At 69.2% G+C, this 20576-nt stretch carries 19 protein-coding genes and 4 pseudogenes; 6 read left to right on the top strand and 17 right to left on the bottom strand.

The genetic code is table 11. From position 1 onward, the window contains the following. The 3 genes and pseudogenes from IE312_RS39360 to IE312_RS09575 form a co-directional block, all read right to left on the bottom strand. A pseudogene (locus tag IE312_RS39360) lies at window positions 1-61 on the bottom strand (hydrophobic protein); the annotation flags it as partial. Between the two features lie 106 nt (window positions 62-167). Beyond that, complete coding sequence (locus tag IE312_RS09580; RefSeq protein ID WP_229899415.1) at window positions 168-536, bottom strand: hypothetical protein; 369 nt, start codon at window positions 534-536, stop codon at window positions 168-170. A gap of 232 nt (window positions 537-768) precedes the next feature. Next, window positions 769-1437 carry a TetR/AcrR family transcriptional regulator gene (locus tag IE312_RS09575; RefSeq protein WP_189980262.1) on the bottom strand — a complete coding sequence of 223 codons (669 nt, stop codon included), beginning with the start codon at window positions 1435-1437 and terminating at the stop codon, window positions 769-771. 56 nt (window positions 1438-1493) lie between these two features. Between IE312_RS09575 and IE312_RS09570 the strand changes: the two genes are divergently transcribed. Together IE312_RS09570 and IE312_RS09565 are read left to right on the top strand one after the other, a co-directional pair. After that, window positions 1494-2942, top strand: a complete 1449-nt coding sequence (locus IE312_RS09570; protein WP_189980260.1) for an MFS transporter — start codon at window positions 1494-1496, stop codon at window positions 2940-2942. Then, the gene (locus tag IE312_RS09565; RefSeq protein WP_189980258.1) at window positions 2939-3343 is read left to right on the top strand and encodes a cupin domain-containing protein; all 405 of its coding nucleotides are present in this window, start codon (window positions 2939-2941) and stop codon (window positions 3341-3343) included. The genes IE312_RS09570 and IE312_RS09565 overlap by 4 nt, the downstream gene beginning before the upstream one ends. A gap of 667 nt (window positions 3344-4010) precedes the next feature. Here IE312_RS09565 and IE312_RS09560 read toward each other — a convergent pair. Beyond that, window positions 4011-4841: a dienelactone hydrolase family protein gene (locus tag IE312_RS09560; RefSeq protein WP_189980256.1), complete on the bottom strand. Its 831-nt coding sequence runs from the start codon at window positions 4839-4841 to the stop codon at window positions 4011-4013. A 139-nt stretch (window positions 4842-4980) separates the two neighbouring features. Between IE312_RS09560 and IE312_RS09555 the strand changes: the two genes are divergently transcribed. After that, window positions 4981-6138, top strand: a complete 1158-nt coding sequence (locus IE312_RS09555; protein ID WP_229899413.1) for a GlxA family transcriptional regulator — start codon at window positions 4981-4983, stop codon at window positions 6136-6138. Window positions 6139-6411: 273 nt separating this feature from the next. On the opposite strand, the gene IE312_RS09550 is transcribed toward IE312_RS09555, so the two are convergent. Then, window positions 6412-7005, bottom strand: a complete 594-nt coding sequence (locus IE312_RS09550) for a CGNR zinc finger domain-containing protein (protein WP_189980254.1) — start codon at window positions 7003-7005, stop codon at window positions 6412-6414. 86 nt (window positions 7006-7091) lie between these two features. Between IE312_RS09550 and IE312_RS09545 the strand changes: the two genes are divergently transcribed. The 3 genes and pseudogenes from IE312_RS09545 to IE312_RS09540 all read left to right on the top strand — a co-directional run bounded on the left by IE312_RS09545 (window position 7092) and on the right by IE312_RS09540 (window position 9055). Next, window positions 7092-7883 (top strand): MBL fold metallo-hydrolase, encoded by a 792-nt coding sequence (locus IE312_RS09545; RefSeq protein ID WP_189980252.1) that lies wholly within the window; start codon window positions 7092-7094, stop codon window positions 7881-7883. 70 nt (window positions 7884-7953) lie between these two features. Continuing rightward, window positions 7954-8216 (top strand): annotated as a pseudogene (locus tag IE312_RS43990) (NF041680 family putative transposase); the annotation flags it as partial. A gap of 206 nt (window positions 8217-8422) precedes the next feature. Beyond that, window positions 8423-9055 (top strand): M15 family metallopeptidase, encoded by a 633-nt coding sequence (locus IE312_RS09540; RefSeq protein ID WP_189980250.1) that lies wholly within the window; start codon window positions 8423-8425, stop codon window positions 9053-9055. Between the two features lie 295 nt (window positions 9056-9350). Here IE312_RS09540 and IE312_RS09535 read toward each other — a convergent pair whose 3' ends face one another. The 12 genes and pseudogenes from IE312_RS09535 to IE312_RS44655 form a co-directional block, all read right to left on the bottom strand. Then, window positions 9351-9623: a hypothetical protein gene (locus tag IE312_RS09535; protein WP_189980248.1), complete on the bottom strand. Its 273-nt coding sequence runs from the start codon at window positions 9621-9623 to the stop codon at window positions 9351-9353. Window positions 9624-9895: 272 nt separating this feature from the next. Then, window positions 9896-10326: pseudogene (locus IE312_RS09530) on the bottom strand (transposase); the annotation flags it as partial. A gap of 297 nt (window positions 10327-10623) precedes the next feature. Continuing rightward, a complete protein-coding gene (locus tag IE312_RS09525; RefSeq protein ID WP_189980246.1) occupies window positions 10624-10884 on the bottom strand; it encodes a helix-turn-helix domain-containing protein in 261 nt (86 codons plus the stop codon). Continuing rightward, the gene (locus tag IE312_RS09520) at window positions 10884-11498 is read right to left on the bottom strand and encodes a DUF2975 domain-containing protein (protein ID WP_189980244.1); all 615 of its coding nucleotides are present in this window, start codon (window positions 11496-11498) and stop codon (window positions 10884-10886) included. The genes IE312_RS09525 and IE312_RS09520 overlap by 1 nt, the downstream gene beginning before the upstream one ends. 748 nt (window positions 11499-12246) lie before the next feature. Beyond that, window positions 12247-14337: an HAD-IIB family hydrolase gene (locus tag IE312_RS09515; RefSeq protein WP_229899411.1), complete on the bottom strand. Its 2091-nt coding sequence runs from the start codon at window positions 14335-14337 to the stop codon at window positions 12247-12249. Between the two features lie 83 nt (window positions 14338-14420). Further along, window positions 14421-14624, bottom strand: coding sequence for a hypothetical protein (locus IE312_RS09510; RefSeq protein ID WP_189980240.1), 204 nt, complete (start codon window positions 14622-14624; stop codon window positions 14421-14423). 560 nt (window positions 14625-15184) lie between these two features. Further along, entirely contained in the window at window positions 15185-16408 is a 1224-nt protein-coding gene (locus tag IE312_RS09505) for a carboxylate-amine ligase (RefSeq protein ID WP_229899409.1), read from the bottom strand. Window positions 16409-16698: 290 nt separating this feature from the next. Further along, window positions 16699-17175: a sugar O-acetyltransferase gene (locus tag IE312_RS09500; protein ID WP_189980238.1), complete on the bottom strand. Its 477-nt coding sequence runs from the start codon at window positions 17173-17175 to the stop codon at window positions 16699-16701. A gap of 527 nt (window positions 17176-17702) precedes the next feature. Next, window positions 17703-18020 (bottom strand): WhiB family transcriptional regulator, encoded by a 318-nt coding sequence (locus IE312_RS39355; RefSeq protein WP_030343117.1) that lies wholly within the window; start codon window positions 18018-18020, stop codon window positions 17703-17705. A gap of 739 nt (window positions 18021-18759) precedes the next feature. After that, entirely contained in the window at window positions 18760-19308 is a 549-nt protein-coding gene (locus IE312_RS09490) for a lysozyme family protein (RefSeq protein ID WP_189980237.1), read from the bottom strand. Between the two features lie 471 nt (window positions 19309-19779). Beyond that, window positions 19780-20313: a 2'-5' RNA ligase family protein gene (locus IE312_RS09485; RefSeq protein WP_189980234.1), complete on the bottom strand. Its 534-nt coding sequence runs from the start codon at window positions 20311-20313 to the stop codon at window positions 19780-19782. 75 nt (window positions 20314-20388) lie between these two features. After that, window positions 20389-20496 (bottom strand): annotated as a pseudogene (locus IE312_RS44655) (IS5/IS1182 family transposase); the annotation flags it as partial. Between the last annotated feature and the right edge of the window lie 80 nt (window positions 20497-20576).

The following is a 20576-nucleotide window of genomic DNA, read 5'->3' as shown; positions in this document are numbered from 1 at the left end:
GCGCGAAACCCGCACCGAAGAGGATCAGAGCCAGCAGAAGAACCAGAAGCAGGGGAACCATCGTTATCAACCTCCTGGCCAACTGATGCCCTTACCTTCCGCAGACAAGCCCACAAAACGTGAGTTACTTCCGCGGGGCACGGGGCATAGAGACAGGTTGCTGGGCCTCAGCCTGGTTCCGGCCCGCCACCGGGCCGAGGCACTCTGGCCGAGACACTCGGACGGTCACAGACGTCACTAACCCGGCTGGCCGTCGGCCGGCTCCGTGCCCGGTGAAGGGCGCCGGCGGCGAGAGCGACGGCGCGCACCAGGAGCACGACGGCGGCGCCGACACCGCAGCCGAGTCCGCGCTGCTGCCGGCTGGCCCGCAGGCGCTGCGCGGGGATGGACTGCACGTGGAAGTCCGCGCCCGCGAGCACGGCGGCCGGGTCGGTCGTGGCCGTCACAGAGGTGGGCAGCTCGATGTCCGGGAAGTAGCCGGGGTTGCGGTGAGTCGAGTTGATCGAGTCGGCGATCTCACCGCGCCGGGCGTACACAATGACGTCGGTGCCGGCATCCGGAAGGGTCTTGGCGACGGCGGTGCCCCAGGATCCCGCCGAACACCGCGGCGCGGGCGCAACGGTGCTGGCTCATCGATGGGTCCTCTCGCTACGCGCAGAGCCGATACCGGGGCGCACGCCGGGCCCGGACATCGCATCGGCCACTCCGGATACAGCCCGCCCTCCGGCAGGACGCCGCAGGGCAGCGGAACCGCGCGGCGGCCCGAGGTCAACGGGGAGCCAGGAGGCCGTCTACCAGGGCTCGGAGCCCGTCCAGGTAGGTGTCCTCGGCGGTGAGTGGTGACCACTGGTCCGCGACCTGTGCCAAGCGGGGTAGCTCGCTCGGGTCGAGCTCGGCGAAGACTCGCTCCCGGTAGGTGGGGCGGTCGTCGTCTGTGCGTCGCCGGGCCGCTGTCACACGGACCACGATCTCCCCGGCGGTGTAGTACCAGATCGCGCGGTAGCCGTGTACTGCCCGCTCGGGGGACAGGCCGCATGCGACGAGGCCGTCGACGATCTGCTCGACGAACCAGAGAGCGGATGTGGCCATCAGGTCGTCGGCGGTCAGCACCTCGACGATCCACGGGCAGGCTGCGAGCGCCTCGTGGATCGTGGCGGCGGCGACGACGACCCGCTCGCGAGGCTGAGCGGGCAGTTCGGGTCGGTGCAGCGTCCGCGTGGCGTAGTCGTCCAGCAACAGGACGAGCAGTTCTTCCTTGTTGCGGACGTGGTGGTAGAGCGCCATAGGCGTGCTGCCGATCTCCGTGGCCAGCCGCCGCATGGTCAGCCGGTCCACGCCTTCCGCGTCCACGATCCGACGGGCTGTTGTGACGACCTCCTCGCGGGAGATGCGGGGGGGCCGGCCGAGGGTCTTACGCGGTGCGGACGGTTGCGGCATGCCCTCATCATCCCCCAGGTGTCGACAACGTCGACCCCTGACGCTACTTTCCTTACATGTACAAAAACTTGCAAGGGCGACCCGGAGTGGTGCTGGCAGCCGTGGCCGTCGCCCAGTTCGCCGTCGCCCTCGACTTATCCGTGGTCAACGTCGCCCTGCCCGCGATCCGCACCGCGCTGGGGTTCGCACCCCTCGACCTGTCGTGGGTCGTGCATGCCTACGCGCTCACGCTCGGCGGATTTCTGCTGCTGGGAGGCCGCGCATGTGACCTCTACGGCCGCCGACGGCTGTTCGTGCTCGGCTTGGTCGTCTTCGGACTGTGCTCGCTGGCGGGCGGGCTCGCCCAGGCGCCCTGGCAACTGATCGCCGCGCGCGCCGGCCAGGGCCTGGGGGCCGCCGCGGCCATGCCGGCCACGCTGGCGATGCTCACCACCACCTTCCCCGAGGGGCCGCAGCGCGTGCGCGCGCTCGGAGTGTGGAGCGGGGTGAACGCCGTAGGCGGAGCGCTGGGTGTGCTGGCGAGTGGGTTGCTGACTCAGTACGCGGGCTGGCGCTGGACGATGCTGATCAATCTGCCCATCGTCGCGGTGGCTCTCGCGCTGGTCCGCGGGGGCGTGCCCGGCGAAACACGCCCCGCCCGGCGCGAGAGGCTGGATGTGCTCGGTGCCGTCCTGGGCACCGGTGGAGTCGGACTGCTGGTGACCGGTGTCGTGCGCACCGACGCCCAAGGATGGGGTTCCTCGGCCACATGGACGATGCTCGCCGCCGCGTCCATGCTCTTGGCCGCCTTCGTCGTCACTGAATCCAAGGCGCCCGCACCGCTGTTGCGTCTCGGCCTGCTGCGCAGCCGCTGGGTCGCCGGCGCCAACGTGCTGGTCTTCTTCTCCACGGCCGGGCAGTTCGCGGCGTTCTACTTCGTGTCCCTGTACATGCAGCAGGTCCTCGGCATGGGTGCCGCAGCAACCGGCGCCGCATTCCTGCCCTTTTCCGCGAGCCTGGTCGCAGGCAGCATCGTCGCCACCCGCGTCACCGCGGCACGCACCCCCCGCACGTCCCTGGTGCCCGGCGGCCTGCTCGCAGCCGCGGGCCTGGCCTGGTTCGCCTTCATCAGCCCCGACGGCGACTTCCTCACCGACGTGCTCGGCCCATGCATCATCACCGGTGTCGGCGTCGGCCTGGTCATTGCCCCGATCGTCGCCGCCGCGACCACCGGCGTCGACGCCCGCGAAGCCGGCATGGCCTCCGGCCTCATGAACAGCTCCCGCCAACTCGGCGGCTGCATCGGCCTGGCCGCCCTGGCCACCATCGCCGCACACCGCACCGGCACGGCCACCAGCCCTGCCGCGCTCAACGCCGGCTATGCCCTGGGCCTTGCCATCGCCGCCGGCCTTTTCCTGCTCGCGGCCATCGTGGCGATCGGCGTGCTGCCCCGCCGCCAGGCCGAAACACCTGCCCCGCTACCTGCCACCACTGCAGAAAATCGACTGGAAGGAACGCCGTCATGACGACGACACCCCTCTCACCCATCGACCTGTTCGCCTCGGCGCTGCACATCCACCCCGACGGCGATGTCCGAGCCGGCGAACGGCGGATGACGAGCAGCGACTCCGGGGGCTGGCAGCTCGCGACGTTCCACGTGGAGACCGACGTCGATGTTCACGCCGACCACTGGGAGATGCACCCACAGGCCGACGAGGCGGTGTGCTGCCTGACCGGCGGTGTTCGCCTCTACTTGCGTCCCGTCAGGCCCGACGACACCGAGGACATGGTGACATTGCAGCCAGGCACCGCCGTGATCGTCCCCCGTGGCCGCTGGCATCGCCTGGAGCTGGATGCCCCCAGCGACCTGATGTCGATCACCCTTCGCCACGGCACCCGCCTCGAAGAACGTACCGACGCTCGCTGACAGCTCGGTGGCCCGGCCAAGCCTGCCGCCGGGCCACCCTGCGGCACCTTTTCTGGGGAAGGCGGTCGCCGCACGATGCCTCCTCGTTGATTCGTCCCGTGGGCGCTGCGGTCGGTCTGGCACTCGGGTGGCAGGCCGGGTCCGCATCGCCCGCGTTCTCGGGCGTCCGACAGCCGCAGCACAGTGCTTGGGCTGGTCGACGCGCTTGCCGATCCCGATGTGTGGCCGCGCCGCGGGTGGTCGGCGTCGACGAGTGCGCCACCCGCAAGGGCCGCCACTACGGCACCGTCCTGGTCGAGGCCATGCCAAGCTGCCGCTGCACCGGACGCAGGCTGTGTCCTGCCTCCTGGAGCGCGCTCCGGGAGACACCGTCACCGAGTCGTGGTCGGACGTTCATCGGAGGCTTTCGTCCACGCAGGAGCCACTCCCAGATCAGCACGAGAGAGGACGCCCCCGTCAGCCATCTGACGCGGACATCCGCGGCCTGACCGAGCCTGGAGAAGCGTCTGAGGCGACCTGATGACCCTACGGGAGCTGGACGGTCGGCTCGAGGGCGGACCACACCCTGAGCGGTCGCGGGTGGTGGCCGGGCGCCGCTGATCACAGTCCTTGCCACTGCGGGGAAGGTGCGATGACCGTTCGGCTGTTGCGGCGAGCCAGGGCCCGGTCAGGTGGCGGGCAACGGCCGGTGCGCCTGCGGGTGCAGGCGCTCGGTGAGGAAGGAGAGGATCTCGTCGCGGGCCCGGACCGTGGGGTGGCCGGCCTCGTCCACGAGATGGGCGGTGACGACGCTGTGCGGGGTACCGACCAGGTCGGCGAAGAAGGGTGGCGGGGCAGGGTTGGCGGCAGTGTCCGGCAGAACGCGCCCGTCGAAGGCGTCGCCCAGTAGCGCACGGTAGGCGGCGAAGCGCTGCCCCGTGCACCAGCGGTCGCCCTCGAAGCGGTAGGCGAGAACGGTGAGTCCGTCGCGGTGGAGCCGGTCGCGCACCGCGCGCGCGTCCGCCGCGTCGAGTTCGAGTCCGCCGGGGTCGTCGAGCGGCAGTGACGGGTGGTTGACCACCGGGGCAATCACGGCCGGCTCCAGGGCCATGGTGAGGGCGAAGTTACCGGTGAAGCACAGGCCGATGGCGCCCACCCCCGGCCCACCGCACGCGGTGTGGGCCTGGCGTGCCAGACCGCGCAGCCAGACCGTCACCGGGCTGGTGCCGCCCGAGGCGAAGGCGCGGAACTCCGCGCTGACACAAGCCCTGCGGACGACCTCTCGGCCGGCCTCGACCGTGGGGAAGGCGCCGTCCGTCCCGAACAGGGAGGGCACATGGACGGTGAAGCCCGCGTCACGCACCCAGCGCGCGAGCCGCAGAACGTCGGGGCTGATACCGGGCATCTCAGGCAGCACCACGACCGCGGGCCCCGCCCCGGCCACGTACACCGTCTTCGCCACCCCCTCCACGGTCACGCTGCGGGGGGTGAAGTCGGTGATCGGATCGTCGTAGTTCATGGGATCAGCCTGACCCAGGGCCGGCCGCCGAGTGAGGGGGCGGGATCGCCAAGGCCAGGGGTAATCTCGCCATACGCCGGGGTGGCGAGCGGCACGCGGTAGGTGCCCCGGGCCGGAGCAGACGGGGGGGAGCCGGGCCATGGCGGAGGCGGAGACCGCGCGACAGGCGGAAGGCGGCGCGGATCCAGTCACCGGGCAGAGTGCGCCACGGAACGGTAAGAGACCGGGCGCCGGGCGGGGCGCCCTGCGCAACAGCACCGGACCGGGCGCCGGACGGGGTGCGTCGCGAGATGGCAGGGAACCGGATGCCGGACGGCATGCGCTGCGGGTCGGGGTTCTGGCGTATCCGGGCTGCTTCGCGTCGGAAGTGTTCGGTGTGCCCGACCTGTTGACGATGGCCGGGCATGTCGCCGGGCCGGATGCGTCCGGTTATCGGGTGTCGGTCGTCTCGCCGCGCCGCCGGGTCACCGCCTCGGGAGGCGCGAGCCTGGAGGTGCATCCCGTGCCGGAGGTCGACGTTCTCGTCGTCCCCGGCTTCGAGGTGCGCCCGGACACGGACCTGGACGCGCGGCTCGCGCCGCTCGCCCCAGAGATCGCCGCGATCCGCGCACAGGCGAGTGCCGGCACCGCCGTCGTCTCCCTGTGCGTCGGTGCGTTCCTGCTTGCCGAGGCCGGGCTCCTCGACGGGCGCCAGGCGACCACGTCCTGGCTGCACGCCGGCGAACTGGCCCGGCGCTGTCCGGACGCCGACGTGCGGCCCGAGCATCTGGTCGTCACCGACAGGGGTGTGACGACCACGGCCGCCTTCAGTGCCATGTACGACTTTGCGCTGGACCTGATCCGCCGAAACAACGGCGCCCGGGTGGCTCGTATCACCGCGCGGTTGGCGCTCCTCGACGATGCACGTACCTCACAGACCCCGTACGTCGACCCACAGCTCCTCCCCCAACCGGGCCGGGGATTCTCCCAGCAGGTCATGCGCCGGCTTGACCAGAACCTCGCCGAGCCCTACGACCTCGCCGCGCTCGCGGACGCCTTCCAGATCAGCACCCGCACACTGCTGCGCCGCTTCGCCGCAGAGACCGGACGCAGCCCGCTGGCCCACCTGCAGGCCTCCCGGGTCCGTCGCGCCCGCCATCTCCTGGAGACCACCGACCGCACCGTCGCCGCGATCGCCGCGACCGTGGGCTACCGGGACCCCGGCACGTTCGCTGCCCTCTTCGTCCGCCACACCGGCCACCGCCCCAGCGCCTACCGGACCGCCTTCCGCCGCACGTCTGGGTCACCCTTCGCGTAACGCGGCGTCGAGACGCGTCCGGAGTCAGCCGCTTCCCGGTCCGGTGGGGCATGATTACGCCCGCGCCGAACGAGCCGGGCACGTCGAGCCGGTCGCGCCGCACGCGGTTTCCGTTCACCTTGCGCCGTCCATGTCCTCGCTGGTCGAAGGCCACGGCCCGCTGTCGCGTCCTCCAGGCGGACAACCGGGATCAGGTGCACCTTCGAGCAGCGGTCCGAGCGGCGGCGGGTCTGGGCGTTGTTCGCTTCAGCACCGGTGGTCGCCGGGTGCGCGTCATGGGGAGGCGGTGCGGCGGGCGTAGGCGCGGGCGGCGCGCGCGCGGTCGCCGCAGCGGGTGGAACACCAGTGGCGGCGGCCGTAGCGCAGCAGGTATCGGTTGCAGGGGGCAGAGCCGCAGGCGGTGAGGCGGTCTGCGTCGGGGCCTGTGAGCAGGTCGGCAGCGTCAGCGGCGAGGGTGGCCAGAGCGTGGTCCAGGATTGCGGTCGTGGGGTGGGGGGTGGCGCGGTAGGGGCCGGTTTTGTCGTCCCACTGCAGCAAGGGGGCGGTGGGGACTCGGGTCATCGCGTCATTGATGGCCCGGACCGCGGCGGGGAGGGCGGGCAGACCTTCGGCGCGGGCGGCGAACAGCGACCTGATCTGTTCGCGCAGTGAGCGCAGTTGTGTCGCGCACATCTCCCGCATGCCGGCGTCGACCGGCGCGAGTCCGCGTTGTGTCAGCCAGTGATTCGCCTGTGCGGGAGTGCCCAGAAAATCGATCGTGTGGCCGCCCGTCAGCGCGATTGCGCTGTTGGCAAGGGCGAGAGAGAGGTGCTCTTCCTCGCCCTGAGCGGGTGGCGGGCCGGACTGGTCGATCAAGGGCTCCTTCATATTCCTCATGGTACGACTTGCATGCATCCGTGAGAGGCGACTACCGTCACATCACGGTTAAAAGACGTTCATCCGTGAGGTGCTGCATGTCTTCTCTTCCCGCAACGACCCACCCGCTTCCCGTCCGGCTCTTCGGCGGCCCGACCGCCCTCTTCGAGTACGGCGGCCTGCGCTTCCTGACCGACCCGACCTTCGACGCCCCCGGCGACTACGCCCGTCCCGACGGCCGCTTCCTGACCAAGACCGCCCCCTCCAGCGGAGCCCCCGCCGATCTCGGCACCATCGACGTGGTTCTGCTCTCGCACGACGAACATCCGGACAACCTCGACATCTCCGGCCGGGCCCTGCTTGCCGACGTCCCGCTCACCCTCACCACCCCCGGCGGCGGACAGCGCCTCGAGGGCAGGACCAAGGGCCTGGCCGACTGGGAATCCATTGAGCTGAACCGCCCCGACGGCGGCACGATCACCGTGACCGGCGTCCCTGCCATCCACGGCCCAGGCCCGCGTGAGAAGGTCGAGCCGGTGACCGGACAGGTCGTCGGCTTCGTTCTCACCGCAGAGGATCTGCCGAGCGTCTACGTCAGCGGCGACAACGCTTCCCTCGACGTGGTCAAGGAGATCGCCGACCGCTTCGCCCCCATTGACACCGCCCTCCTCTTCGCCGGCGCCCCCCGCTTTCCCGAACTCTTCGACAACCAGCCGATCGTCCTGAACAGCGCCCAAGCTGCCGAGGCCGCCCAACTCCTCGGCGCCCGCCGCGTCGTCCCCGTCCACTACGACAGCTGGGCCCACTTCACCGAAGGCCGCGACGCGTTGCTCACCGCCTTCACCGCCGCCGGTCTGGCCGACCGCCTGGACTGGGGCCAGCGAGACTGAGCTCCAACGCCTAGAGCGCCAACGGCAACGGCAACGGCAACGGCAACGGCCTACCTCCGCATACTGAGCTACGGACCGGGTGATGCGTCGACCGGCGCCGAGCCGCGCGAGTTCGCCGCGGCGAACCCGGCTGGTGGTCGGCCGCCCCAGCACGGCGGCGAGTTGGTCTTCGGCGACCCTGGCACATGGGGAGAGGAGCAGGCTGTGGGCGTAACGGCCACCCGCCGCTACGGTACCGCCGTCGCCCGGGCCTGGGACCGGCTCCACCCACGGTTGCCCCGCCGCGCGGCCCGGCTGGACAATGACGGGCCACTGCCGGTGATCGAGGGCACCCGCCCTGTCTGGTACTTCCCGTGCGGATGCCAGCATCATGGGGGCGTCGCAAACCACTTTCGTTGCGGAGCAAAGGCGTTGTCTGGGAGGGCAGCGGAACTCGGGCGGTGACCTTACCGAGGGCGATCGGCCGGCTGTTCCACCAGGCGGGCATGACGGGACGGCCGTCCGAGCATCTGTGGTCCGAGGCGCTAGGCTCGCTCAGCATGATCTCGCTGAGCGATCCGCGTGTGATCGACACCCCGGTGGCAGACTGCGGCGAACCCCTTGCGGACATCGCCACCGCTCCGGCCATAACACTGGATCCGCGAGAACGGGACGAGCACGGAGCATACGGACGAGTCAGGACCGGCGTGCTCGAACGCTTGCGCTCAGCATCCAAGAGGCTCCCCGCCGGCATCAAACTCCTTGTGATCGAGGGCCATCGCAGCCCGGCCGAGCAGGCCCGTCGCTTCGCACTGCATGAGAATCGCCTTCGCCGTTCGGGCATCAGTGACCCGGCAGAGCTTCGGCGGCAGGTCAGCGCTTTCGTCTCCCCCGTCGAGGTGGCCCCGCACTGCGCCGGCGCAGCCGTGGACCTGACACTCATCGACCCGGATGGCGTGGAACTGGATATGGGCGGCGCGGTGAATGGACACCGCACGGGCGATGAGAGGTGGTGTCCCTTCGACGCTCCGGGCCTGTCGCCGGCCGCGCAAGACAATCGCAGGCTGCTGGCCCAGTGCCTGCGCGAGGAGGGTTTCGTCAACTATCCGAGCGAGTGGTGGCACTGGTCATACGGGGACCGCTACTGGGCGCTCGTCACCGGTGCTCCCGCCGCCGTCTACGGACCCATTTGACTCGGGCCAAGCCCCCAGAGCTACTCAACTTCGCTGCGGAGTTCCGCCTGGAGCGCACCCCCACCGCGGACGTCGACCTGAGTGACGGTGCCGGTCCGCCGCTCAGCAGCCTTCGGAAGAGCATGGCCCCAGGCCGTGCTTTACCGGGCAGGTCCACAGACTGCCCGACGCACCGAAAGCTTACGAGTCCATGATCACTCGCACCGAAGCGGCTCCAGCCCGAAGCCGCTCCACCGACCGCTCACTACCGACCAAAATTCCAGCGCCAACCTGCCTGGACACGACATGTGAGTCGTCAATCACGCGGCATTATCTGGATCTGCACACCACCCCAGGCCAGCGACCATGGCTCACCCCGTTCCAAGACGTCCCACCCCTCATGGAGCAGCCGAGCGCGCACGTGGGCGGCCGAATTCTTCAGCCTCTCCCATGCCAGGGCATCGGATGTGAAGGCACGTTGTGACCGTTCCAGAGAGCCATCGAAGGCCTTGAGGACTGCCGCGAAGTCATCGACTGTCTGACCGGCGCTTCCTACACCGTCCAGCGTCCACGACATCCACAGGGCCATGCACCCAACAGTGGCACAGCCACTTGCTGGCCGCCAGCAGGCAACAAATTCACGGCCACTTCCCTCTCGCTGAGTCAGCACTTCCCACAGGCGGTCAGTGGAAGGACGGCGGGGAGCGTACGACCTTCCCCTCGCCGAGAATCCGCCTGCGCCAGCAGAACGGCGTTTCGCATGGAGCGGTAGCGCGTGCGCCGGAAGTTCCCTCAATAGGGGCAAGCGGAACGACAGGGAGGCCACCCAGTCATCTGACCCATCGGACACGCCACAGGGCCGGCCAGGGTCTTGTTGTGTTGAAGCCGGTTGAAGCAGCGTCCGGCGACGTTGCGGCGCCGGTAGGCCGCCCGGTCGAGGAGGCAGCGGCTCTCACCTCTGCGGATACGGCCGTTGGTCTAATCGATACGTTCCGGGATTGCCGCTTCGATGCCGCGCCGACGCAAGTAGGCGCGGATCTTCGTCGACGAGTAGCCCTTGTCCGCCATGACGAGTACGGGGCGGGGTCGTCCCGGCCCGCACCGCTCGATGCGGATGCGGCCATCACGGCCTCGAACTGCGTGCAGTCGTTGACGTTGCCGGCCGTGAGGGTGAAGGCCAGAGGCCGCCCTTGGCCGTCGCAGGGCAGGTGGATCTTCGTGGTCAGCCCACCGCGGGACCAGCCGCTCGCCTCGCCCGGCCAGACCTGCCCCTTTTTCGAGGAGGCCCCGTGCCCCTGGTCCTGTAGCAGCCGAAGGGTTACTCCGGTCCGGCTTGTTCCGGATTCGCTGGCAGTGCGGGAACAGGAGGTCTTCCAGTGGCGGGCAGCGCGCTGCTGAGCCGAGCGGGTGTGGCCCTGCCGAAGTAGGACCCCCTTCACCGCACGAGCTGTCCATGGTGGCCGGGCTCAACGGGGCAACACCAGCCGGAGGCGCTGGGCCAGCACCCGTCGGCAAGCCGCGCCAGGTCGTGGTCGACCGCGGTTTGCGACGCCCCCTGGTGGGGCGCCGGTAGTCCGCGGTCCGTCGGGTCAAGGCTTGCGCGGGTGTCCGTCCGAGGACCTCGGGCGATAACTGAGCAGGTCTCCTGGCTGGCACTGCAGGACTTCACAGATCCGGGTGAGGGTGGTGAACCGGATCGCCTTGGCGCGTCCGTTCTTGAGCACGGACAGATTGACGTTGGTCACGCCGACGCGGTGAGCGAGTTCGGTGAGGGTCATGCTGCGCTCGTTGAGCAGCCTGTCGAGGTGCACTTCGATGTCATGACCTTCGTGGTCGTCCGCGGCAGCCATCAGACAAGCCCTTCGAGGTCTTCACGCATGGCCACACCTTGGCGAGTGATCCGTGCGAAGGTCACAACACCGAGACCGGTCAGCACAGCCAGGTACGGAAAGTGCCACATGCTCAGCACGGTTCCGGCCGAGAAGTCCACATTGCTGGCCAGCGCCGCGAGCAGGGCCGCCCTGGCATTCGCTTCCGCGAACGCGACGACCAGGCTGCCGACGAGCAGCCACCAGCCGACCAGGCGAAGCCGAGACGCCGTAGGCGCGGTGTAAACACCCTCCCGCGTCGCTCCCCGGAAGAACCGGTGCAGCAGGTACAGGCCGCTGATCAGGAGCAAGCTCGACGGCAGACTGCTGAGCGCGTCCAGGATACGCAAGTGTGCGTCGGGCTCCCCCGCGCAGTAACGCGGGATCGAGTCGACCTGCGCCCCACTCTCGGCGGCGAAGCCGCCGGGCGTGGCGGAACTGCTGCTCAACTCGTCGGCTATGCAGACGCTGAAGCCTCCCCAGCTGCCATGTACGACCGAGACGACGACTCCTGTTATCGCAACGGCCAGCAGGATGCGCAGGACCACGGACACGACCGTAGCCATGGGCTCGAGCATCTTCCGGTCTTCGGTCATGGAGTGTCCCCGCCTCGCATATCGATTATCGATGGTATCGAGAAACGATAAGGGCTCGTGGGTGTGCGAAGCAACCCGGCACTGCCCCTGGCGCTCAGCGAGGACCACTACGGGGTTCGCTCGCCGGCCATCACGGGCCAGTCAAGGCGTGGCATCGCGGTAGACGGGCGCTATGCCTGAAGGCAGCGGCACCCCGTACCAGTAGTCACCGAAGCGGCACTTCGACGCGGGCGGAATGCGCCGAGCGAGCCGAGTTGGCCCGCGCCGAGCTCGCCTTCGTCCTCGGCGGCGCGCCGAGCCCGGAAGCTGAGACGAGGAGCCGGGCGCTGCTGGAGCGCCCTCGGCAGCGCTGCGCATGGTCTGCGGGAGGCGCGGCCGCGTACTGGCGGGGATCGCGTTCGTTCTGAACCAGGGCGCTCTCCCCGGCGCCTCTGGGGATGAGCTGGTGCAGCCAACTGCGCCGCAGGCCCCGGCCTGCGAGAGGCGAATCGCGCACCTGGGGGTAGGTGCCGAACCCGAGGGGGGATCGCAGTGGATGCGCACGCGGAACGGCTGGCGGCTGTGCAGGGGTCTTCCGTTGACCGTCGAGCGCGTGGGTGAGGAACGTATGCGAGCCGATGACCTCGTTGGGATCGGCTCCGCTAGCGAACACTGGCCATGGCCGGGAGTGCGGGCGGCATTCCACGAGCGTGGAGCCCGGACCTGTGAAGGTGAGGGACTCAGTGAGTCGGCTTTATGACCGTGCTGCTCAGGGGGTGTGCGGGGAGTTGGCGTTGCGGATGGCGGTGATGATGGTGCGGGCCCATTCTGCCGGGGGTGGGGTGCCGAGCAGGTCTGCCAGGCGTGTCATGTGCGCGAGGCGTTCGGCTGTGCTCATGTTCAGTGCGGAGCGCAGGACGTCGACCAGGTCGTGGGGGTGCAGTGGGTCGGTGAGCAGCGCGGCGGTTGCCAGGTGCTGTGCGATGCCGGCGTGACGGGACAGGATGAGTACGCCGGGGCGGTTGGTGGCGTGGTGCGTGGTGATGTACTCCTGGGCTGTGAGGTTCATCCCGTCGGCGAGTGAGGTCACCCAGAACACATCGGCTTCCAGGTAGTGGTCGACGACCTCGGGGAAGGTCAGGTTATGGGGGATGTAGTCGACTGGCTGCCATCGTCGGCTGCCCCACCGGCCGTTGAGGCGGGTGATCGCGATCTCGAGTTCCCGGCGGGTGGAGTCGTAGGCGTGGATGCCGTCTTCCGGTGGTGGGCAGACCAGGCGGAAGCGAATCTGTCCCCGTAGCCGGGGAGTCTGGTGCAGGAGGTCGTCCAGCGCGCGGATCTTGTGAACGGGTGCCTTGGCGTAGTCGAGTCGTTCCACGGACAGCACTAGTTGGCCGCCGTCATGTCCGGGGTGGGGCTGGACCCGTGCTCTGGCGAGGTCTGCCACGGCTGCGCGGTCGATGCCGAGCGGATGGACACCAGTGCGCGGCATCGGTCCGCGGGTGTCGGCGAGGAGGCGACGGAAGTTGTCGGCGCAGTCGGGGGTGTGGAATCCGGCCCAGTGCAGGTGTCTGAGCGAGTCGAGGAGCTGTGTGGCGGCCGGGATGCGGCGGAAGACGTCCGGGCGAGGGAACGGTGTGTGATGGAAAAGCCCGATGGCCAGGTCGGGCCGCTGGGCCCTGAGGGCGGCCGGTACGAGCCACAGGTTGTAGTCGTGCAGCCAGACGGTACCGTTCTGTGCGGCCAGGGAGCTGATGTGATGGGCGAAGCGGACGTTGACCTGTTCATAGTCGGCCCAGTGGGCGGGCCGGTCCTGGATGAGGTGAGGCTGGGACATCAGGGCCGGCCAGAGCGTCTCCTTGCAGACACGGTGGAAGTAGCCCTGCCACTGTTGGGGGCGCAGTGGCAGCAGGGACAGAGACAGGCCGTCGGTGACCGGCTCGTGGAGGACGGTCGGTGACGCTTCGCCGGGGTGGGCGGCTGCCCACACCGCGTCCATCTCCTCGTCGGCGAGGGCGGAGCGCAGCGTCGGCAGGATGCCGTTCGGGCTGGACGGTGTCTGCCAGGCACCGTCCACCCAGCGCACGGGCGGGCGGTGGTAACCGATGACCACCGACGACCGGCGTGGCAGCCAGCCGAGGCGTTGCATGCCTTCGAGGACGGCGGCGGCTCCGTCGAGGCTGCTGAGGTGGATCCGCGCACTGGCGGGAGCACGGGTGGCGAGCGCGGGCTCTGCGTTGGCGACCACGACCCCGTGCGTTCCCAGGCAGAACAGGGAAAGGTCGTTGAGGGAGTCCCCGGCCACGAGCATGGCCTGAGGGGCCCATCCCAGCCTGTGGGCGAGCAGGTGCAGGGCACGTCCTTTGCTGGCGCCGGCTGGCAGGACGTCGAAGTAGCGCCCCGAGGCGTACGAGAAGGAGCATCCCAGCTCCTTCACCGCGGCCGTGAGGTCGTCCGAGAGGTTTTCGGGGTGCAGATAGTAGGAGCAGCGGCCCTCCTGGGAAACGCCTTCCTGGTACACCAGCTGCGGGAACCGTCTCAGCGCCGCCCGGACGCGGTGGGCGCCGGGCCATCCGGTGCGCAGCCGCGCTTCGAGGGCTTGTAGATGGACCGTGCGGACGGCGTCGATGACGCTCGCTCCCACATCGGCGATGATCCAGCGCGGCGGGGGCACCAGTGGGTCCTCCTGCAGCAGCTGTTGTACGGAAGTCAGGCCGCGTCCGGTCGCGAAGACGAGCGTGATGTCCGGGTTCTGCTTGAGCTCGTCGCGCAGGCGCCGGCGATCGCTTGCGTCGCCTTCCAACAATGTGCCGTCCAAGTCGGTCACGAGGACCCTGGTCAAGCCGGATCTGTCGCGCACGGACGCTTCCTTCACGGTCACGGCGCCGGCGCTGAGGGACGCGGGATGCCCGCTCCCTCCCGTGCCGGAGCAGGCAGGAGGCTTCACCAGCCCGGGTCGTGGGTTACAGGATCGATGACCCGCCCTGCCTCATCGGCGTCCGTCGGCGGAGGAGTCCGGACGTCCTGGATCGCCTGGCCCAGCCGTGCCTCGCGGACGTCGTCACTCGTGGTGAGCCGGGCGATCAGGGCTGCTGGGACGCAGCGCGCGGCCTCCACCAGCCGGTCGATCGCAGGATCTGCTGACATCAATCCTCCTCATGTACGTACGGTGTGCCAGAGTCCGTCAGCCGCGTTGCCGGCCCTGCCTTGACGGCTGTGCCGGCCCACGCGGTTGTCTCCCCGCCGTGATGGAGCCGATCACCGTCTGTCCTGCTTGGAAAGCAGCCCTGTACATGCCGCCGTGGGTCGCCCGGTGACCAACGCGGTTCGTGGCTCGCTCCCCTCCCCCTCAACAGCACCTCCTGTGATGGGGATACGGGCCGGGACCCGGAATGCAGCCAGCGCGATGGGCTGTGCCCCGGCGGGCTCGCAGATCCCGGTGTCTTGCGATGCGGTCGCGTCCGGCTTGGATACGGAGGCATAGGAAGGCATACGAAGGCATGGAACCTGGCCCGGGTGTCTTGTTGTTTCTCGGCGGCCGTCAGGTCCCGTCTGCCGGCCCCCGACTCCAGGCGCTCGGAAGCGGGACGGAGCGCCGGATGTGTCACAGCGCTCCGCTGACGAGCCTAATCGCGGACTGCGCGCACGGCACATCGGCGACACCGTCACGTCGGGCCATGCGGGTGATGCAAGTGGTGCAGCCGGCGTCATGGCGCGCCGGACGCGTCCTGCCGGTCCGAGCCGCGGTCCACGGCCGTCATGGAGCGGATGAGGTGGTCGACGACATCGGGGAGGTGGCCCTGCCGGCGGTAGGCCGCTCGTTGGCGGTCGGCGCCGTTTCCGTGAATGAGCACATGCTTCTGGGCGGCATGCAGGGAGGCTAGGTCAGCGGTGTCGAGAGCAGCGCTCGCGGTGTCCACGAGACGCTCGAGGAGCACGGTGCCAGGTTCGAGTCGTCCGGTGTGCGGATCGATGGTGTCACCGGCCAGACCGTCGTGCGCGGCGCGCCAGCACGCGGCTCTGAGGATTTCCGGCCCTACCTCGGGCGCGGGCTGAGAGCGGTGCATGGCGGTGAAGGCGGTTGCGGCCAGGCCCTTGATGACACCGGCCAGTAGCACGGTGTCCGTGACAGTGGGCAAGGCGTCGGCGATCCGGACTTCCAGGGTGGGCACGTGGTGGGAGGGCCGGATATCCCAGTACAGGCTGCCGCGGTCCATCACGGTGCCTGAGGTGACGAGGGTGTCGACCAGCTCCCGGAAATGACCGTGCGAGGTGAAGTAGGGGGGCGGGCCGGCCGCGGGCCACCGCCCCCACGTCGTAGAGCGCCAACTGACGTATCCGGTGTCCTGACCCTCCCAATAAGGCGAGTTGGCGGTCATGGCGATGAGCGCAGGCAGCCAGGGACGCAGGTGATTGCTCAGCTGCACGGCGGTGGCTTCGTCGGGGACACCGACGTGGACGTGAGCGGCGCACACAGTCTGCTCGTGGTTCAAAGCGCCGTAGGTGACAACGCTTCGCCCGTAGCGGTCGCCCGGGGTGACGGGCGGAGGAGTCTGCTGTCCGAGCACGGGCGTGCCGCTGGAGATGACGGCCAGTCCCAGGCGAGCGGCAGCTCGTGAGACGGAGGCGCGGGTGGAGCGGAGCTGTTCGCCCAGGCGTGCCAGGCTGGTATGGGGGTCGGTACGGACCTCGACCTGATAGCGGGTGAATTCAGTGGTGACACGCTCGCCGAGTTCTGCCGCGGCCAGGGCGACGACTTTCTCGGCTTCCGGGCTCACCTGGCGGGTGACCGGGTCCGTCAGCAGGTACTCCTCTTCCACCCCCACGGTCACTGGCACCGATCTGTCCGACATCCGGGAAAGTGCCTCGCCGGCCTTCGCCGCTTCCTTCCCGACGACCGACGCCCCGCTCTCATTCTTCACAGTGACCATTCTGTCACTATGAGTAGCGAGGCTGGCGATATCCGGCTATCCGGCTAGGGCCGCGCACGTAGGAGAAGACGCAGGTCGTCACTACCGACGGCTGCCCCGCGAAATGCACAGCGGCAGCGCTGCCGGCCCGCCAGAGCGTCGACGTCACTGTGTCGACAAGAGAGCACTTCCCCCGCTGCCACGTGGGAAAATCCTTTCTGCTTCCGCTCCCGTCCGCTCCGGGACATGAGGGGAGCCAAGCGGCTCGTGGAACAGCACGGATGCGTCCGGAAAACGACGATCAGGCTTTCCTAGCTGAGCTTGCGGATCACCCGGGCCGGACTGCCCAGGCCCAGGACGCCGGGCGGCAGGTCCTTCGTCACCACCGCTCCCGCGCCGACCACCGTGTTCTCACCGATGTTCACGCCAGGGCAGACGATCACCCCTCCGCCCAGCCACACGTTGTCGCCGATCGTGATCGGCAGCGCCTTCGACCACCCGGCCCGTCGCCGCTCCGCATCCAGTTCAGGGACCGGAGTCAGCAACTGCACATTCGGCCCGATCCGAACATGCGCCCCGATGGTGATGGGGGCGACGTCCAGGAACACGGCCCCGAAATCGACGAACGTATCGTTGCCAAGGCGGATGTTGTACCCGTAGTCACAGTGAAAGGACGCCCGGATCCGCACGAGTTCGCCGACCGAGCCCAGCAGCTGTTCGAGGATCGACTGACGTTCGTCAACGGTCTTGGCCGCGTTGCACGCCGCGCACAACCCCTCCCGCCGCACTCACCACTCGACATGAGCAGTTTGTCCTCGTCCACTACGGCTTCCTTCCCGTGGCGGGCTGAGAGCGCCGGCCTTCAGCACGGCCGCCGACCGTGCGAGTCGGTAGTCCTTGGTCTGGGGCAAGGCGGGAGGGATAAGAACAGGGCTACCTGCCATGACAGGGCACCGGCTGACGTCTACGGTCCAGCGGCTCGATCGCGGCGGGTCAAGCCGTAAGGAGTCTGCAGACATCGGTGCCCGCGTATCACGCAGCCAACGAATGCCCCCGCCAACGGTCACGCCCCCGTCAACCAGTGCCCTCACAGCCGCGTCATCAGGAGCCGGGACGCCGTCGCCCGACGTGGTCCCCAACGAGTTGGGGCGTCGTCATGCTGGGCCAGGCGGGGTCCCTAAGCTGGCCGAAGGTACCGGCGCCCGTCAGTTGTTCGGCGTCGACCGGTCCACCGTTAACCGTTGACGATGTCCGCCTGTGCGCCGCCCCTGCCCGGGTTTGGACCACGTGCCCGTCACGAACAGCGCCACCTCGGTCAATGAGCCGCTCTTTCAGCCCGGTCAGCCGACCAAGCGCGGCGCGCATGCTCGGAACGGGCCGCTTCGAGCAGGCTGCGCCAGGACGTCACGGTAGGCCGCCGGCGCAGCAGGGCACGACGTTCTCGCTCCGTCATTCCTCCCCAGATGCCATGCTCAATGCGACGGTCAAGGGCAAATGCCAGACATTCCGTGCGTACCGGGCAACCGCTGCATACGGCTTTCGCATCGTTCTGGGCCGCCCCTTCGACGAACAGTTCATCCGGGGCGCTGCTGCGGCATGCCGCGTAGGCGCCCCATTCGTCATCCGCGATCACCCGATGCCGTCCTCTTCCCCGGAGTGTGCCGCCATTTTTGCCCGTACTTGACCGGTGATGGGGTCCAGCCAGCAGGGTGATATGTCAGAGGTGGCACGGTCATCGGTGCCATGCCGCCGCGTCGCTCCCTGCCACCCCACACCCACATGCCCAGCCGGAGACTTCCTACGCGCTCCGTGCGCTGTGACCTGCTGCAATGGATGACGGAAGAGATGCGCGGCCTGGAGCCGCACGCAGTCGTCGGCCCAGTCCGGCAGCCGTACCGCGAGTGGCAGCACCACTGGCGCCGCTGCCCGGCGCCGGGACGCGGCTTCATGGCACGATCGCAGCCACGTGCCCCTCGGGGCCGGCCGCAGTCCCGTCGAGGTTCGGCGGCGACGCCGGCCAAATCACCTGCGGTCATACCAGCTCAACGACACCACTCAGAGCCTGCGCAACAACGACACTCCATGCGGTGCCTCGTGACCTTCGGCACGAGTCCGTGCGTCTGCCGGCCGCCCACTGACAGACCCTCGGGCCCGCTTCCCGGCCTGAGCGGATTCAGCTGTCTGGTCCGCGGTCCGGCCGCATGGCCCTGGCATTGGAGTCTTCCTCCGAACCAACTCCGTAATCGACCCGCCGGGCACTGATCGTTGCCGCGGCGCGTCCTCAAGCTCCCGTGTGCTCGCGGAGTCCCCTCGTCACGAGTTAGCGCACGCAAGCCCACGCGACGGCGGGCCCGCGTGGCCATGTCGCCCCATCACACGCAGGCCGCGAGGGCCTTGGCTGCGCAGGTCCTGTGGGCTCGGAACCGGCGGAGGTAGGACCGTGCCATGGGGCCCGGGGGGACGCCTCGGGCAAAGGCTCTCATGTTGCGTTCGCCTGTGTTGTACCCCAGGGCGAGGAGTTCGTCGCGGGTGTAGCGGCGTACGTGCTGCCGCGGGAGGCTCTGGTCGAGATCCTTCAGGTACAGGGCGGCGACGTGGATGGCGAAGGCGGGGTCGTCGCGGAGGTCCTGCCACCGACCCGTCAGGCCGTGCGCCTGCCGGACCTGCTCGAATGTGGCACGGTGCATGTTGGCCACGCCGAAGGACGCAGCGGGCTTCCACCACTGCCACAGCCGCTCCAGCAGCGGGTGGTGGGGCTTGTATGCCTCGTTGTGGAGCACCGTCATGACCAGCAGGGGCGACAATCCGGCCTCTCCGGCGCTACGCACCACGATGGCGGCGTAGTCGGCCGGGTCGTAGCCGCCGGGCCGCAGCGGTGGAGTCGGCGCATCGCCGACGTCGGTTCGGCGGGATTTTTTCATGGACGCCGCTGTCGGTTTTCTGGTCATCAGTACTTACTTCCCGGGCGTTGTCAAAAGGCCAAGAGGGGGGTTTCGTCACAGTGGCTCAGGACGGCTGGGCGGTCGTGGACGGTTGGTGATGGGTCATGCGCCACTTGTTTCCTCCAGCCCGAGCACCTGCTTGTCCCGTCTGCCCTGCAAACAGCAACGCGAACTTGAACAGACGCGAGGCGGTGTAGCGGACGTCGACTGCCGTGAGGTCGCGGCCCCTTCGGTACCCGAGGGAAGTTGTCGGCTGCCCGGCCGCGTTAGGCCTGATCCACTTCAAGGGCCCTATCTGGAGATCGAGCGCCTGGTCGGGCCACCCTAGCTCGCCGCCGCGCCGCGACGTCCGCAGCGCTTGCGTGTTGCGTGTGCGCATACTGCGTTCGCTGTTCGGGGCAGGGGAGGCGACCGGGCTCGGGCCAGCACTCGGAGGGGCCGGTGGGTTCCTCAGGGGCGAGGCTCCAGTATTTCCAGAGCACCGGTTTCGGTGTCGTAACTGCGCAGGGTGATGAGCCGGGCTGACAGCGGGGGCGTCGGCAGCAGTTCAGTAAGCCGCCGGTCGGCGAAGGCACCGGCCCGCCGGGTCCGGCCGAGGGTGATGTGCGGGCTCCAGCGCCCGGGTTCATGGAGGGGATTGAGGGTCGCGGGTGGGCTGTCGGAGAGCACCGCCTCCCACACCCGGCGGTGCACGCCGGCCAGTGCGAAGTCGAGCTCCAGCGCCCAGGCCAGGACCGAAGTGGGCCGTTCGAAGCGGACCACACCGGTGAACCGCACCGGCAGCGGCAGGGCGGCGGCCACCTCGGCGAGCTCCCAGCGGATCGGGGCGGTCAGCTCCGGGCAGGCGGCCAGAGTGAGGTGCGGGCTGTTGGTCGGCGAGCGGTGCCGTGCCTGACTGGGCAGTCCCGCCTCCGCCAGCCGCCGCCAGGCCTCCCGGACCGCCAGCTCTGCCGCCTCGTCCAAGAGGAGCTCGACCGTGCGCATCGCCGCAGCCTACCGGCCGACGTTTCTGAAGGGCGTGGCCGGGGCCGTGCAGCTGCCGCACGTGGCGGTGCCGTCGGTGAGCGTGACGGCGAGCGGGGTTCCATGCCGGTCGACGATCAGGTGGTGCTTGGAGCCAAGGCGGGCGCTGTCGACGGGTGAGGGTCCAATGTGGTCCCCCGTTGAGAGCCCAGCGTGCAACCGCCCGGGATGCCGGTGGCATCGTTCGGAAGCGGGTGGCAGCAACGGGGCCACCCGCTCACACA

It is taken from the genome of Streptomyces capoamus, assembly GCF_014654935.1.
GTDB classification, from domain to species: Bacteria; Actinomycetota; Actinomycetes; order Streptomycetales; family Streptomycetaceae; genus Streptomyces; species Streptomyces capoamus.
The sequence above is the reverse complement of the archived record's forward strand: the minus strand, read 5'-3'. Positions and strand labels throughout refer to the sequence as shown.